Annotated in this window: 16 protein-coding genes; 7 read left to right on the top strand and 9 right to left on the bottom strand. The window is 42.7% G+C overall.

Annotation, left to right across the window (positions count from 1 at the left end):
* Window positions 1-32 precede the first annotated feature (32 nt).
* Complete coding sequence (locus tag DK423_RS02170) at window positions 33-1,067, top strand: DUF4123 domain-containing protein (protein WP_233428318.1); 1,035 nt, start codon at window positions 33-35, stop codon at window positions 1,065-1,067.
* A 228-nt stretch (window positions 1,068-1,295) separates the two neighbouring features.
* Window positions 1,296-3,896, top strand: a complete 2,601-nt coding sequence (gene mutS, locus DK423_RS02175) for a DNA mismatch repair protein MutS (protein ID WP_005558397.1) — start codon at window positions 1,296-1,298, stop codon at window positions 3,894-3,896.
* Window positions 3,897-4,100: 204 nt separating this feature from the next.
* On the opposite strand, the gene DK423_RS02180 is transcribed toward mutS, so the two are convergent.
* The 9 genes from DK423_RS02180 to ltnD form a co-directional block, all read right to left on the bottom strand.
* On the bottom strand, window positions 4,101-4,919 hold the full coding sequence (locus DK423_RS02180; RefSeq protein ID WP_005558399.1) for a pyridoxal phosphatase: 819 nt from the start codon (window positions 4,917-4,919) through the stop codon (window positions 4,101-4,103).
* 197 nt (window positions 4,920-5,116) lie between these two features.
* Complete coding sequence (locus DK423_RS02185) at window positions 5,117-6,913, bottom strand: alpha/beta hydrolase (protein ID WP_061886830.1); 1,797 nt, start codon at window positions 6,911-6,913, stop codon at window positions 5,117-5,119.
* Between the two features lie 47 nt (window positions 6,914-6,960).
* Window positions 6,961-7,653, bottom strand: a complete 693-nt coding sequence (locus DK423_RS02190) for a cyclase family protein (RefSeq protein WP_005558405.1) — start codon at window positions 7,651-7,653, stop codon at window positions 6,961-6,963.
* A gap of 17 nt (window positions 7,654-7,670) precedes the next feature.
* Complete coding sequence (locus tag DK423_RS02195; RefSeq protein WP_005558407.1) at window positions 7,671-9,011, bottom strand: phospholipase; 1,341 nt, start codon at window positions 9,009-9,011, stop codon at window positions 7,671-7,673.
* A 24-nt stretch (window positions 9,012-9,035) separates the two neighbouring features.
* Window positions 9,036-10,388 carry a GntT/GntP/DsdX family permease gene (locus DK423_RS02200; RefSeq protein ID WP_005558409.1) on the bottom strand — a complete coding sequence of 451 codons (1,353 nt, stop codon included), beginning with the start codon at window positions 10,386-10,388 and terminating at the stop codon, window positions 9,036-9,038.
* An 88-nt stretch (window positions 10,389-10,476) separates the two neighbouring features.
* On the bottom strand, window positions 10,477-11,253 hold the full coding sequence (gene otnI, locus DK423_RS02205; RefSeq protein ID WP_005558411.1) for a 2-oxo-tetronate isomerase: 777 nt from the start codon (window positions 11,251-11,253) through the stop codon (window positions 10,477-10,479).
* A 2-nt stretch (window positions 11,254-11,255) separates the two neighbouring features.
* Entirely contained in the window at window positions 11,256-11,888 is a 633-nt protein-coding gene (gene otnC / locus DK423_RS02210; protein WP_005558412.1) for a 3-oxo-tetronate 4-phosphate decarboxylase, read from the bottom strand.
* The gene (gene otnK / locus DK423_RS02215; protein WP_032996806.1) at window positions 11,885-13,129 is read right to left on the bottom strand and encodes a 3-oxo-tetronate kinase; all 1,245 of its coding nucleotides are present in this window, start codon (window positions 13,127-13,129) and stop codon (window positions 11,885-11,887) included. Before otnK ends, otnC begins: the two co-directional genes overlap by 4 nt.
* Window positions 13,130-13,131: 2 nt before the next feature.
* Complete coding sequence (gene ltnD, locus DK423_RS02220; protein ID WP_032996807.1) at window positions 13,132-14,037, bottom strand: L-threonate dehydrogenase; 906 nt, start codon at window positions 14,035-14,037, stop codon at window positions 13,132-13,134.
* 191 nt (window positions 14,038-14,228) lie between these two features.
* On the opposite strand from ltnD, the gene DK423_RS02225 reads away from it, so the two are divergent.
* The 5 genes from DK423_RS02225 (at window position 14,229) to DK423_RS02245 (ending at window position 18,198) form a co-directional block, all read left to right on the top strand.
* Window positions 14,229-14,987, top strand: coding sequence for a DeoR/GlpR family DNA-binding transcription regulator (locus DK423_RS02225; protein ID WP_061886831.1), 759 nt, complete (start codon window positions 14,229-14,231; stop codon window positions 14,985-14,987).
* Window positions 14,988-15,063: 76 nt separating this feature from the next.
* Entirely contained in the window at window positions 15,064-15,402 is a 339-nt protein-coding gene (glnB, locus tag DK423_RS02230; RefSeq protein ID WP_005558421.1) for a nitrogen regulatory protein P-II, read from the top strand.
* A 138-nt stretch (window positions 15,403-15,540) separates the two neighbouring features.
* On the top strand, window positions 15,541-16,584 hold the full coding sequence (gene mltG, locus DK423_RS02235) for an endolytic transglycosylase MltG (RefSeq protein ID WP_005558423.1): 1,044 nt from the start codon (window positions 15,541-15,543) through the stop codon (window positions 16,582-16,584).
* A 1-nt stretch (window position 16,585) separates the two neighbouring features.
* Window positions 16,586-17,218, top strand: a complete 633-nt coding sequence (tmk, locus tag DK423_RS02240; protein WP_005558425.1) for a dTMP kinase — start codon at window positions 16,586-16,588, stop codon at window positions 17,216-17,218.
* The gene (locus DK423_RS02245) at window positions 17,215-18,198 is read left to right on the top strand and encodes a DNA polymerase III subunit delta' (RefSeq protein WP_005558428.1); all 984 of its coding nucleotides are present in this window, start codon (window positions 17,215-17,217) and stop codon (window positions 18,196-18,198) included. Before tmk ends, DK423_RS02245 begins: the two co-directional genes overlap by 4 nt.
* Window positions 18,199-18,200 lie beyond the last annotated feature (2 nt).

The following is an 18,200-nucleotide window of genomic DNA, read 5'->3' on the forward strand; positions in this document are numbered from 1 at the left end:
ATATTTTTAGTAAGAATGCATTACCTGATATTTTGAAAAAAGGCTTTTTCGCCGAATTAATCGGTTTAGATGAACAATATCTTTCAACGGATAAAGAGGAAACGCCGTCAGATTTACAACAAACAGGTAAACATTATTATGCAGTAATTGACACCTCAAAAGTTGTTGCTTACCCCTCCGCGTTAAAAAGTTCGGGACAAATGGCTAACCTCTATAAGGGAAAAACAGGTGAGGCATTAGAAGATGCAGCACCCTATTTATTTGAATTCGATCCCGGCAATAGCGGGAGCATCATGTTCCTGCAAAAGTTATTCAGGAAAATGGAGAGTCAGGTTTTAAGCCACTGGAAAACCAATCCTGTCATTTTTATCCGTAGTGACAAAGACTTTGATACGGTTTATCACCACCTCAGAAAATTTACACACCTGTATGACCCTGAAGAAGAAATATGGTATTTCTTCCGTTTTTACGACCCAAAGGTGTTAAGCGCCTACTTGCCACCACTCTCTCGTTATCCCGCAAACCTGGCGGCTTTGTTCGGCTTCAAAAACGGCGATGGTATTATTGATGCCTTCGGTCTTCGTCTTGAAGATGAATTTATTGCCTTCACATTAAATCCGTTACCGGAAAATACACGCCCGGCAAAAATTGAATTCGGCAAAGTTGAACATCATGCTATCCGAACGTTAATCACCACTAGATTTAAACATCAGTTAATGACGCTCTATGCCACAAATCATCCACAAAGATTCCGCCCCCTAAAAGACATACACAAATCGGCGTTTGTTGAGCATGTTTATAACGCAGCGCTTTCTTGTCAACTCACTCGCCCGGCTGAAATCGCTTATTTCTGGCATGTTATGCCCTATTTAGGCGCATATTGGTGTGCAGACCCGCTCTATCATTTCATCAATCGGTATCTTGATGATGAACGTCAACCGGCAGACCATCGAATGGAGCATATTACCTCGGTATTTAATAAAGTCGCCGCCATTATGTGTGACACTAGGCGATCTCCAAAAGGTTTTACACATCATTATATAATTTTCATCTTATTAGTTCCCTAACTCCCAGAATAGGATGGTTTTTTTATCTTACTCCCCATACAATAGCTCTTTCCCTTAATAGTCATTTTTTATTAAAGCTGTGGATATGTTATACAATGTATCTTCAGCGTCTACAAAAAATCTATACTAAGATATAGAGATTTAGTAGGACTTACAGAAACCTGTTGACCCTGTTGACATAGATACGATTTATAAAACTATTAAACCAATTAGTTAATTTTAAAGTGTATGATTTTAGAAGATAATTTAACCCAACATACGCCGATGATGAAACAATATCTGCAACTCAAAGCGGAGAATCCGGATATTTTGTTATTTTATCGCATGGGCGATTTTTACGAGCTGTTTTACGACGATGCGAAACGCGCCTCCACCTTGTTGGATATTTCCCTGACCAAACGCGGGCAATCTGCCGGACAGCCGATTCCTATGGCGGGCGTACCTTATCACGCGGTGGAAGGCTATTTGGCGAAATTGGTGCAGATGGGTGAGTCGGTGGCGATTTGCGAGCAGATCGGCGATCCGAATACCGCCAAAGGCCCTGTAGAACGCCAAATCGTGCGTATTGTCACACCTGGCACCGTAAGCGATGAAGCCCTCTTGCCGGAACGGCAGGATAATCTCATTGCCGCTGTGTATCAGGAAAAAGATCATTTCGGCTTGGCAACGCTGGATATGACCTCCGGTCGCTTTCAGGTCTGTGAACCGCAATCCCCAGCAGATTTACAAACGGAATTACAACGCATTGCGCCGGTGGAATTGCTTTATTGTGAAGATTTCGCCGATTTCCAACTGATTGAGCACGCCAAAGGTTTGCGTCGTCGCCCCATCTGGGAATTTGAATTGAAAACTGCTGTTCAACAACTTTGCCACCAATTTAATACTAAGGATTTACGCGGCTTCGGCGTAGAAAAAGCGATTTTGGGTTTATGCGCCGCCGGCTGTTTGTTGCAATACGCGCGCGAAACCCAGCGCACCGCGTTGCCGCATATTCAGAGCATTCATCTGATTCAACACAGCGAAAACATTCAACTGGACGCCGCAACCCGTCGTAATTTGGAACTCACTCAAAATCTGGCGGGAGGCACAGAAAATACGCTGGCAGCGGTGTTGGATAAATGCGTTACCCCCATGGGCAGCCGCTTGCTCAAACGTTGGATTCATCAGCCGATTTGCGATGTGACAAAACTCACGCAACGCCAACAAGCTATCAGTGCGATTTTGGAACAGGATTTAGCGGCGGATTTGCAACCCTATTTGCAACAGGTGGGCGACATGGAACGTATTTTGGCACGTGTGGCGTTGCGCACCGCCCGCCCGCGTGATTTAATCCGTTTACGCACCGCTTTGGAGCAAATTCCTGATATTAAAAATCTGTTGACGGGAAAAACGTCTGAAAAAATGACCGCACTTTACCAGCAACTGGGTGATTTTTCCGCACAATTCGATCTCTTACAACAGGCGATTATTGAAAGCCCACCAGTCTTAATTCGTGATGGGGGCGTTATCGCGCCGGGCTATCATGCGGAGTTAGATGAATGGCGTGAATTAGCCGATGGCGCCACCCGTTACTTAGAAGAATTGGAACAGCGGGAGCGGGAAAACACGGGGATCGATACGCTAAAAATCGGTTTCAACGCAGTACACGGCTATTACATTCAAATCAGTCAAGGACAAGCACACAAAGCGCCGATTCATTATGTGCGTCGCCAAACCCTGAAAAATGCCGAACGCTATATTATCCCCGAACTTAAAACCTATGAAGATAAAGTGTTGAAGGCAAAAGGTGCGTCCTTGGCGTTGGAAAAACAGTTATATGATGAAATCTTTGATCAATTGTTACCGCACTTAAACCGTCTGCAACTCGCCGGCTTGGCATTAGCCGAATTGGATGTACTTACTAACTTGGCGGAGCGGGCGGAAAGTTTTAATTATGTGGCGCCGACGTTCTCAGAACAAACTGGCATTCATATTCAAAACGGACGTCATCCGGTGGTGGAACAAGTGCTGAAAGAACCGTTTATCGCCAACCCGACGGAACTTACCGAACAGCAACATTTCCTCATTATTACCGGGCCGAACATGGGCGGTAAAAGCACCTACATGCGCCAAACCGCATTGATTACGCTGATGGCGTACATGGGCAGTTTTGTACCGGCGGACAGTGCCGTTATCGGACCGATTGATCGTATTTTTACCCGCATCGGTGCCTCCGATGATTTGGCTTCCGGACGCTCAACCTTCATGGTGGAAATGACGGAAATGGCGAATATTTTGCATCAGGCAACGGAGAAAAGTCTGGTGTTAATCGATGAAATCGGGCGCGGAACCTCCACTTATGACGGGTTGTCTCTGGCTTGGGCATGTGCCGAGTGGCTGGCGAAAAAAATCCGTTCGCTGACCCTGTTCGCCACGCACTATTTTGAATTGACTATTCTGCCGGAACACGTCAGCGGTATCGGTAACATTCACTTGGATGCCATGGAACACAACGATACCATTGCATTTATGCACGCCGTGCAACAGGGTGCCGCAAGCAAAAGTTATGGCTTAGCAGTGGCTGCTTTAGCCGGCGTTCCGCAGCAAGTAATCAAGCTGGCGAAGCAAAAACTCGCGCAACTGGAAAAATTGTCAAATCAAAATACCAACCAGCAAATTCAGGACCTGCGTTTATTAAACCAACGCCAGGGCGAATTGGCCTTTGAAAGTGCGGAGGATGAAAACATGGATATGTTGTTACATATGCTGCAAGAATTGGATCCTGACGAATTAAGTCCAAAACAGGCATTGGCTTATTTATACCAGCTGAAGAAAATGGTGAAAAATTAAAACATGCAAAAAATAAACCGCACTTGTCGTCTGCGACCTAAAAGTTGGAAAGCACAACTAACCAATTAAGGTACGCAGCACAAGTGCGGCTTTATTTTACCGCTATTTTTCCGGTATCACTCGGCGAGTAGACAAAAAATCTAACATATCTACGCAATACCAAGCTGCATAGCGGTATTGGCCACATAATTTTCTCGGTGGTTTTTAGCCAAGTATTTCTTCAATAAACCGGGCAATGCCGTCACTATCATTTGAACCGATAACCCGTTTTGCCTGTGCTTTTACGGCGTCTTCTGCGTTTCCCATGGCAACGCCGAGTCCTACGGCGGTGAGCATACTGATGTCGTTATGATTGTCGCCGAAAGCGATAACGTTTTGCGGATCGATATTCCATAGTTTTAATAAATCAAGCAGGCGTGCGCCTTTACTGTTGCCGTTGTTGGCGACATCCACGCGATCAGTCCATGACCATTCACAGCTGAACTGTGATTCAGGCAAGGATTTGACCGCACTTTCCATCGCCTGACGATTAGGCGAGCTAATCACGAATTTCCAGATATTTTCTTTCGGGTTATTAATAATTACCTTGAAATCTGTTACCAGACGTACGTCGGGACGCACGGCGGGCGGGCAGCTCATTGCCCATTGGGTGAATTTTTCCATGTGCGGATTTAAGCAGGTATAGTTCATAGCATCGCGGCTATACATCAGTAAGTGGGTGTCGAATTGTTCTGCAATGTCGAGCACTTTATGGCATTGTACGGCGGAAAGCGGGTTGGCGAATTTCACTTCATCGGTTCGTGGGTAGTAAAGGTAAGTTCCGTTGCAGCAAATAATCGGCGTGTCCAAGTTCACTTCATGATAATAAGGTTTGACGGCGGTGTGATGACGCCCGGTGACAAAAACTACTTTCATGCCTTGTTTCCGTGCCAGTTGAATGGCGTGTTTGCTGGCGGGAAGAATGCTGCCTTGACAGTTTAGCAAAGTGCCGTCAAGGTCAAACGCGATAACCTGGTATGTCATAAGATGTCCTGTGTGCAGTAAGTAATGTAAAACTGAGTGATCGCCGTAGTATAGAGCGAAGCATGAAAGAAACGCAAGGCGGGCAAGGAGGAATATTTATCTCAATTATTCCGTCACAATGAAAAAAACGATAGGAGCCGGAACCAAGTATCGGGATACAGAGGCCCCGGCATAGCCTGCTTAATTTGTCTTTATTTTTAGGCAAGGAAACGCCCTATAACCTGCCCGCCAACAATAATCCATGTCATTAATATTGAAGTTAAAAAAACGCCTAAATACACATAACCTGTTTTTAAATAACACCAATGACTAATTAAAATCAACACAATAAATTGTGGAATAATCACTGATAACATCATCATCCAGCGACCACCGAATTGTGAAAGTCCAATTAAATCAAAGCCCGGTCCCAATTGCATAAAATCCGGTATAAAGTGAAATAACCATAAAAGCACCAATCCGCTTACCGCGAAAAAGCTCGTTTTAATTGTCCAGCCAATCAAGGTTATTGTGAAATTTTTTGCCTGTTTCATACGCATTTGTGCAGTGACAATTAACCCATTAAATGAGTAAAAGAAGAATAAAATAAATAACCAGTAAATCGGAAACAAAGCAAAACGCTCTGGTGTAAGAGGTTTAAACGCCGGCCATAAAAAGCGCAATTCAACTTGCCAGTAAGAATGAACGACATAGGTGATCGCATACAAATAACTAACTAATATGACAGCTAAAATCAAATGACGCCCGATTAATTGAGAGGTCGTTATATTTGGTTTGTCAGCTAAAATACCAAATTCCCGCCAAGAAATAGACTTTTTATAGGACCATATAAAGAATAAGAGATAATTAACAATTGCACTGACGACTAACCATAAAATAATTCCATTTCCCATCTCCAATGGCATGAAAGAAATCATTGATGCAATAGGTTCATTAGCGCCTCCCCATTGCGTGAACAATGGATACAATATCATTGTCGCAATCATATTGCACATAGCGAAATAAGCCCATTTACCTGAAGGCAATTCAACTTTTCTTGAAGGCATTTGTGTCACGGCAGAGAAATAAGGATTCTTCAGTAAGCCTGCCGCTAAACATAAGGTAGAAATAACAGCAAAAGATAGCGCAAATAATCCTGCAATCTCTTTATACCAATATGTCTGTTGCTCAGGTTCAATCCAATCGGCATCTTGTTGTCCTTGCTGTAATGCTTGATTAAACCATAAAATTGCCTCTTTATTGGTACGTGATGAAACCATCACGCCTAAATGAGTCCCCTCGACTAAAGCCGCTCGTCTTGCTGAACCGTCAGTAAAGTTTCCATAAGTATGATCCCATTGTAAATCACCATTTTTTTCCAATGAAAATGCTTTTAGACGGTTGGTATTTTTAGTTAACTCTTTAACCGGAAAAGATTTTTCACGATAACCGGCTATTTCCTCATACAATCCTTGAGTAAGGAGATAATTATGGAGACCGGGATCTCCACCGTTACTACTTTGACCATTTATCGCTTTGTGATCGGGGTTTAACTGAGCGACACGAATAGCATTTAAGGCGCCTGTTGAATGGCCAAAAATACCTAACCGCCGACTATCTACAAAAGGTAAAGATTTCAAATATTGATAACCATTATTTGCACCACTCATATTTTTATTAGACGCAGGTAACTTAGTTGAATAGCCATGACCAAAATGATCAATTGCAAGAACAACGAAACCACGTTTTGCTAATTCTAATGCTCCGAAAGTATTGGCTGCTTCTTTATCGCTTTGATAGCCATGCAATGCCAATAATCCGGGTTTAGGTGTTTTATCTGTTGCCGATTGTGGACGATATAATTTTGCCACCATTAGCTGTTGTTCTTCTGTCATAAAGGATATGGTAGAGATCTCAAGCCGACCAAAATCTCGTTCAACTAAAGCGGCTACATAAGCGCTTATGAACGTGAAAATTAAAAATAAGCCACCCCAAGCAAAACTTTTTCTTACCATCTTATTTACCTTTTTATATTTTCAAATCACATTGATTTTTGATACTTTTATTCGGAAAGTTCAGCAATACAAGTGACTTGACTTGAATCTAACCCAACAATTCTGAGTGGGGCATTAAAGAATTGTTTGATCCGAGCATTCCGAGGCAATTCGGACAAATGCATATCTTCAATTACCGTAGTGAATTTACCTGTGTAATAGCCTAAAATAGCGCGATGGCAATTTCGAGGATTTTCCACATCAGGGACTTTGGCAGAAGGCGATCCTAAAGACAGAAAATCAATTCCTACGCCCTTTAGGTTAGGAAAATTTTCAGATAAATATTTACCCGCACTTGTTGCAATGTAAGGACCTTCATTTTGGTAGCGAACCGGATCCTCTGTTCTGTACTTTTCAAATCCTGTCCTCAAAAAAGCAAAGGATACATTTTTTAACGTATCTGCATAAGGTTCTAAATCTTCCTGTGTAATACCTTCTGCATCACTTTTTGGAATTTCTAACAACGCTGCCTTTTTATGGCAAAAATATTCAATCGGTAATTCATTAATGCTCAATCCGTCTTTGACAAAATGGCGAGGTGCATCCATATGTGTACCGCAGTGATTAGGCAACTCCGTTATGAAGCTGCTAAACGGTGCATTATCACTCACAACATCGGTACAGCGAGTCACTTTTATCGTCGGTTCTCCCGGCCACACTAAATCGTTAGGATCTAAAGGGTGTGATAGATATATAAACATAATGGATTCTCCTTAATTTAGTGACGTTTTTGCTGCAATAGCCAACTTATTACCTCCGGACTATTGAAGACGGCTTCCCAAGTATTATGGGCATTATTTAAAATTCCGTTATTTCCCGCTTTTTCTGTACTGAATTCCGTATATCTAACATTTTTAGCATTTAATTCATTAACCAAAATCTGATAATTGATACGCGAACCTTTCACCGGAGAAATTTGATCTTCCTTGCTATGGAAAAACCACATAGGCACATTTTTAATGGGTGCCAAATTTATGCTATTGGCATTTCCATCCAACCATTCTATTGTGTGCGCTTCTCTTCCGCTGGCTAATAATGCACCGGCGAAAAAATTTGGTCGCATTAATAAAAGATTTAATACTCCCTCTGAACCACGGGATAAACCAATTAAATAGATACGTTTTTCATCAATAGCAGGATTTTGTTGTACTGTTTCATCTATCATTTTTAATACTAAGTTAGCGCGATTTTTAGTTTGCCAATGAATACCGCCTTTTTGCCCATGATTTTTATCATCAAAAGGATCAAAAATAGTGTTATATTGTGGAGCAAGAACAAAACCGGGTTCATATTGAAGCGTTGATATAGCACCTTTATTGGAAATGATATGGGCTATATTGTCACTGCCAACCTGGCCTGAACCATGTAAGAAAATAGTGAGAGGATATTTTTTATGCTCAGTTAAATGAGGACGATAGAAACGATATTTCAAAAGGTTATTTTCATTTAGCGCAACAACCTGTTCAGAAAAATCATCAATAAATAAAGTCCTAACGTTCTTTCTTTCTGCATTTTGAATAACTTCATTTCGATCAATAGTCTTTCCGTTAGAAAGTTTCACATATCCTATTTGTTTAATTTTATAAACTAATTTTTCATCATAATATTGTGGGATTTTTGTTGGCTGAACTTTTTCGATTTCAATGATATGACCTGATTGATCTTTTGCTCTAAACTTCATAGGGTTCTTATTATCAATAATAAGTGAGTATAAATTAGCGTTAGTATCTCTATCATCGAATTCAATAATGACAAACTTCCCTGATTTAGCCTGCGGAGTTTTCTCCGGTAAATTATTGACATATGCACGAATTATGGTACGAGGTTGTTCTTGCTGTTCTAACAACGTAAAAACTTGGTATGTATTTCTTAAATCACTACTTGATAAAACATAATCCTCGTACTCTAAAGCCAAACCGGTAATTTTTTGCCCTGAAGAAGTCACTTCAGCAAGTAATGTTATATTGATTGGTTTTCCTTCTTTAGGAGTATCATCCTGCGCCAAAATACCAAGAGCCGTAATTAATAATAAAAATGCAATTACTATTTTTCTTAACATAAAATGTTTCCTTACTTTTAAATGTTAAATAAAGAACCACACCAAACTGATAATTAAAAATACAATACTTCCGTATATCGTGGTAAGAATAGTCCAGGTTTTTAATCCGTCAGCGACAGAGATCCCAAAGAACTTTGTCCATACCCAGAATAGGCTGTCGTTCACATGGGACAATGTCATAGAACCGGCCCCCATAGCTGCTGTAATTAATGCAATTCGTACTCCGCTATATCCGCCAGTAGTAATAATAGGCGATAGAATTGTTGCAGTAGTAATAATTGACACTGTCGCAGAACCTTGTGCTGCGCGTAATAATGCTGCCAGCACAAAACCTAATGTAAGAACATGTAATCCGGTGCCGGATAGTACCTCAGCTAATGCCTTTCCTACACCACTTGCATCTAAAACTTTACCAAACATCCCGCCGGCACCTGTAATTAAGATAATCCCGGCAATGGGTGACAAAGATGAGTTAAGAATTTCTTCTAACTTTTCTTTATTCCAGCCACGACGTAAGCCTAATACATAAGAAGAAACACAAACAGCCAGTAATAAGGCGAACGGCGAGCTTCCGACCATACTAAAAACTTCACGGATTATATGTTCTTTTGGTAAAGTTACTGCCGTGATCGTGCCTAACATAATTAATACGAGCGGAAACACAATCATGCTCAAAACCGTGCCGAATTTAGGTAGTCCGGAAGCATCATGAGATAGCTGTTTTTGATATTGAATTAAATCTGCTGAAGTTGGTATATGAATAAATGTGCGATTTGTGAAAAAGGGAATAAACAATTGCCCGAGTAAATAAGCAGGTAATGCAGCGCATAAACCAATACCAAGAACAAAACCTATATCGGCATTTAATACTTGAGCACCGGCGACAACCCCCGGATGCGGTGGTAACATCACATGTACCATCAACATGGAAAGACCAATAGGTAAAGCATAAACAAGCATATTTCCGCCAAGTCTTCGTGCCACACTGAAAATGATCGGTAGTAATACGATAAAACCAACATCAACAAACACCGGAATCCCGAAAATGAATCCTGTTGCACCTAAAGCAAAGGCGGCATGTTTTTCACCAAATTTATCCAATAGCCAGGCAGCGAGAACATCGGCCCCATTCGATTTTTCAATAATCTTTCCAAGCATTGCTCCCAACCCAACGATTAAAGCAACATTTCCCAATGTTCCTCCCATGCCGCTTACTAAGGTTGGGATGACTTTATTCATTGGAATACCGGCACTTAATGCAACGGCAATACTAACAAGCCCAAGAGCCATAAAAGGATGTACTTTCCCTTTAATCATAATGGTTAACAGTGCTGCAACGCTCGTTATGCCAATTAGAATAAGTATTTCATTAGACATACAAAACTCCTTAGCTATGGATATAAAAAGGGCGGTCATTTTTCATAACGTTTTAAAACCTCTCAAAAAAACAACCGCACTTCATCACTTATTTATACTGTTCAAACCAACCTAGACCGCTTGAGGTTTCACCTCGTGGTTTGTATTCACAACCCACGAAACCTTGATAACCGATCTCATCTAATTTATTAAAGAGATATTCATAATTGATTTCGCCTTCATCCGGTTCATGACGATCCGGTACGGAAGCAATTTGTACATGGGCAAATTTGCCATTTAATTTGTCGGTCAAACGGGATAAATTGCCGTCTACATTTTGAGCATGGAAGTAATCTAATTGAACAAACACGTTATCACGCCCAACACGCTCTACAATGTCTAAGGTGTCATATTGGCTTTTTAGCAAATAATTTGGTTTCACTTGCGGACTTAATGCTTCAAGTAAAATATTCACACCATGCGGTTTAAATTTTTCTGATGCATAACGAATATTCTGAATAAAGATTTGTTGATATTCTGACTTATCCGCTCCTTCCGGTACCACAGCTGCCATAATATGGACATTCGTGCAACCAAGACCTCGCGCGTATTCCAATGCCATATCAATGTGTTGATGGCTTTGTTCCTCGCGCCCGGGAATAGCAGAAACGCCCCATTCCCCTTTGGAAACATCGCCTGCCGGTGTATTAAATAAAACGACCTTTAAACCATGTTTATCCAGTTCTTGCCTGATGGTTTCAACGCTGTAATCATAAGGCCAGAGAAACTCAACATACTTAAAGCCGGCTTTCGCCGCCGCTTCAAAACGATCAATAAATGGCGCTTCGTTAAACATCATGGTTAAATTAGCAGCAAATTTTGGCATAATTATTTCCCCCTGTTTTTTAATTCATTCACTTCATCATCATTGAGATAACGAATCGGTTGCCCTTGCAATAAGAAGAACAGTTTCGCGGCTTCTTCCAATTCTTCCGTGTTGTCGGCAGCATCAAGTAAATCCTTACCCGTGACCACTACGCCATGATTTGCCAATAAAAAGGCTTTACCTGACAACGCGCGTGCCTCTAATTCTTCCGCTATGCGCGGTGAACCTGGGCGGTAATAGGGAATCACCGGCAAGCTTCCGACTCGCATTACGTAATAAGGCGTAAAGGCTTTTATAGCATTTTGTGGATCAAGGTTTTCTAAACAAGAAAGCGCAGTTAAGTAAGTGGAATGAAGGTGAACAATGGCTTTGCACTCCGGATTTTTGTGATACATGGCCAAATGAAAGACGGATTCTTTTGATGGCTTATCACCTTCTAACAGGTTGCCCTCCATATCTAATATGGAAAGTCGCGCTTCCTCTAAACGCCCAAGTGAAGAACCGGTAGGTGTGACTAAAATTCGATTCTCATCCAGTCGGGTAGAGAGATTTCCTGCGCCACCGACGGTATAGCCACGCTCATAAAAAGAATGTCCAAGCCGCACCATGATTTTTTTTAATTCACGATCACTCATAACATCATTCCTTGTGCATCAGTGAAGAAGGTTTCTTTGCCGAAGTTGCCTGATTTCAGTGCAAGTGCGGTCGATTCTCCCAATACTTTTAACCAAGGCACGCCCGGCGCAATTTGTTTGCCAATTTGAAAACCGGTGAAGCCAAGTTGTTGCACCACAATGCTTGAAGTTTCTCCACCCGCAGTAATAAAGTTTTCCACCTTGGCTTTTTCTTTTAGTAACTGCGCTAAGTTTGCAAAGGTTTTCTCAATAGCATGGCTTGCCCGTTCACCACCAAATCGGCTTTGAATTTGTTTCAGTTGATCCGGTGGCACGGTGGCATAAACCATTGGTGCAAGCGGTTCAGCAAGATGAGATTGCACTTGATCAAACAACGTTTCCGCATAATTAGATTCTGTAATAGCTTTTTCCACATCTAAATAAATTGCGGTGGCTTTTTCTTTGTAGGCATTCACTTGTTTATTCGTCATCACAGAACAAGAACCGGAAAGAATCACGCTTCGTCCTTTTTTCGGTACAAAAGCATCTGTCGCTTTTTTGCCGCCACTTAATCTTGCTGCCATATAAGCCCCTAAACCGGAACCACCTGTGACTAATTTCAATGCACTGACGGCTTCTGCCAAAACAGCAAGTTGACTATTATCCACGGCATCCACAACAGCGTAGCGGAAGCCGGCTTGCTTCAACTGGGTAAAACAAGCTTTCACGTGCTCAGCACCTTGAATCACATCGGCATAACTCACTAAACCGGTTTTGCCTTTTGCTTGCGCATCCATTAAACGCATAAGATTGGCATCTTTCATCGGCGTAATCGGGTGATCGCGCATGCCGGATTCATTCAGCAACACATTACCGACGAATAAATAACCGTTAAAGATCGTTCTACCGTTAACAGGCAACGCCGGCGTGATCACGGTAAAATCATCATCAAGTGCTTCTAACAAGGCATCCGTTACGGGGCCAATATTGCCTTTTTCTGTGCTATCAAAGGTGGAACAATATTTAAAATAGAACTGAGAACAACCGCTCTTTTGTAGCCAATGCAGCGCCTGCAATGATTGTTCAATAGCTTCATTTACCGGGTTGGAGCGAGATTTTAAACTGATGACAATGGCATCCACTTTTTCTGTTAATGGCGTGTTTGGTACGCCATTCATTTGTACTGTATGCAAGCCATTTTCAACTAAGAAACTGGCAATATCGCTTGCGCCGGTGAAATCATCAGCAATTACACCTAACATCATTACGCTCCTTTTTTCGGTAATTCGATACCACTGAAAATTTTAATCACAGCGCTGTCATCTTCTTTGCCATAGCCTGCATTACTCGCTTCAGTAAACATTGAATAGGCGGTACTCGCGAGGTGAAGTGGGAAGTGCAAAGATTTCGCCGTATCGTTTACGAGACCTAAATCTTTCACAAAAATATCCACCATAGAGAGCGGAGAATAATCCCCTTCCACCACGTGTTTCATACGATTTTCAAACATCCATGAATTACCTGCCGCGTTAGTCACCACGTCGTACATCAGATTAAGTGGAATCCCTGCTTTGGCTGCAAGCGCCATCGCTTCTGCACCTGCGGCAATATGCACACCGGCAAGCAGTTGGTGGATGATTTTCACGGTTGCGCCTAAACCGATTTCTTCACCGATGTTATACACTTTACCCGCAACGGCATCTAACACCGGTTGTAATTTTGCAAAAGCTTGTGCAGAACCTGCTGCCATTACCGTCATCTCACCCAATGCTGCTTTTGCCGCACCACCGGAAACCGGCGCATCCAGCATAATTAACCCAAAGCCTGTTAATTTTTGTGAAATTGCTTTCGCATCTTGAGCAGAAATGGTTGAAGAAACCATGACAGCGGCTCCTTTATTTAACTTAGCCGCTAAACCATTTTCACCAAATAGTACCGAATTGACTTGCACAGCATTTACTACAAGCAACAAAACTGCATCTAATTTATCCGCAAAATCGACCGCACTTTGGCTGGTTGCGTGTGCGCCATCAGTTTTTAATTTTTCAAGTGCTGTTGGGTTAAGATCTACACCATAGGTCGTCAATCCGGCTCTTATACAAGACTGAGCCGCCCCCATGCCCATTGCACCCAGTCCAACGATAGCGACAGAATATGATTTGTTTGTCATGGTATTTCTCCAAATAATAAAGTTTGTTGATCTAACGGTATTCATTCTGCTGGATCTTAAAATAAAAAAACGTGAGCAATGTCACAAAATTTAACATTATTATTTATTTTTGTTATTTAATGTGAAAAATGAATGAAATAACAACAAAATAGACAAAAAGAGATATAATGACGAAAATTTTTGGAGGGGTTATGATTCCTGCGGAGCGACAAAAGTTATTACTCAATTTAATTAACCAAAAAGGTATTGTGAGCATTTCAAAATTAATGGAATCGCTCAATGTTTCACACATGACAATTCGTCGTGATATTCAAAAATTAGAAGAGATGGGGAAGGTTGTCTCAGTATCCGGTGGTGTGAAAATACATGAACATTTGTCTTTTGAGCCTACACATCAGGACAAATCGTTATTATTTCACGATCAGAAAGAAAAAATCGGCGAGCAGGCGGCAAAGTTGATTCCATCTAATACTACGATTTATTTGGATGCCGGTACGACGACGTTGGAAATTGCCTATCGCATTATTGAACGCGATGATTTATTAGTCATAACCAACGATTTCTCCATTACACATTTTTTAATGACCAGCGGCAAATGCCAATTAATCCATATCGGCGGTTCGGTGAATAAACTCAATCACTCGTCGGTAGGGGAACTGGCAGGGCAGTTTTTGCGTCAGCTGTCGGTTGACATTGCTTTTATCTCTACCTCTTCTTGGACATTGACGGGCTTAACCACGCCGGATGAAATGAAGCTACCGGTGAAAAAAACGATAATTGAGTCAAGCAATAAGCGGATTTTAGTCTCAGATTCTTCAAAATACGGTAAAGTTGCCACCTTCAAAATTGCAGCATTAAGCGTTTTCAATACGATTATTTGTGATAAAAATTTATTGCCTAATATAAAAGAAGCAATCCATGATATGGATATTGAATTGTTGCCGGTATAACAAAATGTCGGGGCTAAGTTGGTATAACTTACAAGTGCGGTTGTTTTTTGGAGTATTTTTTTAAGGAGCGATCATCATGAAAAAAATCGAAGCGATTATAAAACCGTTTAAATTGGACGATGTGCGTGAAGCCTTGTCGGATATTGGCATTACCGGCATGACGGTGACTGAAGTGCGCGGTTTCGGGCGGCAGAAAGGGCATACGGAATTGTATCGCGGTGCCGAATATATGGTGGATTTTCTACCGAAAGTGAAAATGGAAATTGTGGTGCCCAATGATTTGTTAGACCGATGCCTGGACGCCATTATTGATACGGCACAAACGGGCAAAATCGGTGACGGCAAGATTTTTGTGTATGAGGTGCAACGAGTGATTCGTATCCGCACCGGCGAAGAAAATGAGGATGCCATTTAATCCATGGGAAATAATACCGATAACACCGCGCCTTGTTTCCACAAGGCGCGTTTTCTTTAAAGCACGGTCTTATGCTATAATCTGGTCACTTTTTGGCATAATTTCCATAGAGAATTTCATCATCTTACGATAACGCTTATGAAAAAATTTTGTTTATTTCTTTTGTTTTTACTTATCCTTCTTGCCGGCGCAGGATTTTGGGGATATCGACAGCTACAACAATTTGTGCAGCAACCGGTGAATGTGCAAAAAGACCGGCTATTCACGGTGGAACGCGGCACCACGGGTAACAAACTGGTGACTTTGCTACAAAACGAACATCTGTTAGAAAATGCCGCCCTCCTGCCTTGGGTATTGAAAATTCATCCGGAATTTAGCAAGGTGAAAGCGGGCACTTACGCCTTGGATAACGTCAAAACCGTGGAAGATTTGCTGAAACTTCTCAATTCCGGTAAAGAAGCGCAATTTAACGTGCAATTTATTGAAGGCAACACCTTTAAAACCTGGCGAAAACGTTTGGAAAACGCACCGCACTTAAAGCAAACCTTAAAGGATAAATCCGAGCAGGAAATTTTTCACTTATTGGCGATTCCCGATGTGGCGCAAGAGGTGTACGAATGGCTGAAAATTGAAGGCTGGTTGTATCCCGACACCTATAATTACACGCCGAATTCCACCGATTTAGAGCTTCTGCAACGTTCCGCCGAACGCATGAAAAAAGCCTTGGATAAGGCATGGCGGGAACGTGATAAAGATCTGCCGTTGGCGAATCCTTACGAAATGCTGATCCTCGCGTCCATCGTAGAAAAAGAAACCGGCATCGCGGCGGAACGCCCGCAGGTGGCGTCGGTGTTCATTAATCGGTTAAGAGCCAAAATGAAACTGCAAACCGATCCGACCGTCATTTACGGCATGGGCGACGATTACAACGGCAATATTCGCAAAAAAGATTTGGAAGCGCCAACGCCTTATAATACCTATGTGATTGACGGCTTGCCGCCGACGCCGATTGCGATGCCGAGTGAAGAGGCATTGCAGGCGGTGGCACATCCGGCACAAACGGATTTTTATTATTTCGTGGCGGACGGCACGGGCGGTCATAAATTCAGCCGGAATTTAAATGAACATAACAAAGCGGTGCAGGAGTATTTGCGCTGGTACCGCGAACAAAACGGAAAATAATATGACAGGCAAATTTATTGTCATTGAAGGCTTGGAAGGGGCGGGCAAAAGCACCGCGCACCAATGTGTTGTGGATATGTTACATGAGTTGGGTGTGCAGGACGTAATGTTCACCCGCGAACCGGGCGGTACGCCGCTGGCGGAAAAGTTACGCCACCTCATTAAATATGAAACCGAAGAATCGGTGACCGATAAAGCGGAGCTACTCATGCTTTATGCGGCACGCGTGCAGCTGGTGGAAAATGTGATCAAGCCCGCTTTGGCACAAGGCAAGTGGGTGGTGGGCGACAGACATGATCTGTCCTCACAGGCTTATCAGGGCGGCGGTCGCCAGTTGGGAAAGGATCTTTTAAACACCTTAAAACAAACCGTACTGGGTGATTTTGAACCGGACTTAACCCTTTATTTGGATATTGACCCGGCGGTCGGCTTGGCGCGCGCGCGCGGACGGGGCGAACTGGATCGTATCGAACAGCAAAATTTGGATTTTTTCCATCGCACCCGCACCCGTTATTTGGAATTGGTGAATGACAATCCGAAGGCGGTGATCATCGATGCGGCGCAGCCTGTTGCGCAGGTGCGGGCGGACATTAAAAGTGCGGTCAAAAATTGGTGGGTTTCTCTTTCAAGATGATTGCCTTATACCCTTGGCTTACGCCCGTTTATCAGAAAATCACGCAGGCTTTTGAGGAAGCCCTGGGGCACCATGCGTTGCTGATTCGTGCCGATGAAGGCTTGGGGGCTGAGCAGCTTTGCACCCTTTTGGCGCGGCGTTTGATGTGTTTAACGCCCAAAGGGGCGGAACCTTGCGGCGAATGCCACGCCTGTCATTTGATGCAGGCGAACAGTCACCCGGATTTCCAGCCCATCGCGCCCATTGAAAATAAAGACATCGGTGTGGATCAAATTCGTGCCATGAACGAACAGGCGAATCAGCACGCGCAACAAAACGGCAATAAAGTGATTTATATCGAACAGGCGCACCGCCTCACGGAAGCCGCTGCCAACGCCATTTTGAAAACACTGGAAGAACCCCGCCCGAACACCTATTTCATTTTGCACAGCGATATGCAAAAGGCGTTGTTGCCGACCATTTACAGCCGTTGTCAGGTGTGGAATATTCTGCCGCCGGAGACGAATACCGCCGTGTACTGGTTACAGGCACAGACCTCTGTCGAAACGCCGGAAATTTTGACCGCACTTTTCGTGAATTACGGTCGCCCGCTGTTGGCTCTCGCCATGTTAGAGCAACATCTGCCAGAACAACGGCGCGAATTTTTACGCCAATTCTGGTTGTTTTATCGTCGCCGTTCGCCGTTGGAATTGTTGCCGTTTTTTAATAAAGAGATTCTGTTGCAACAACTGGATTGGCTGTCGGCATTTTTGACCGACAGTCTGAAAAATAAATTGAACATTCGCGAAAATTGGATCTGCCGGGATATTGAGCGCGGCGTGATTCAATTCAGCCAAGGATTGTCCGCACCGGCGCTGTTAAAAGCGACGCAAATCGTCGGTAAAGTGCGGTCGGATTTGGCGACGAATAATGCGTTAAACCAGGAATTAATTTTATTGGACGGGCTGACCCGTTTAATTACCGAAGTGTTTGAAGGATAAAA

This window comes from Aggregatibacter actinomycetemcomitans (assembly GCF_003130205.1).
GTDB classification, from domain to species: Bacteria; Pseudomonadota; Gammaproteobacteria; order Enterobacterales; family Pasteurellaceae; genus Aggregatibacter; species Aggregatibacter actinomycetemcomitans_A.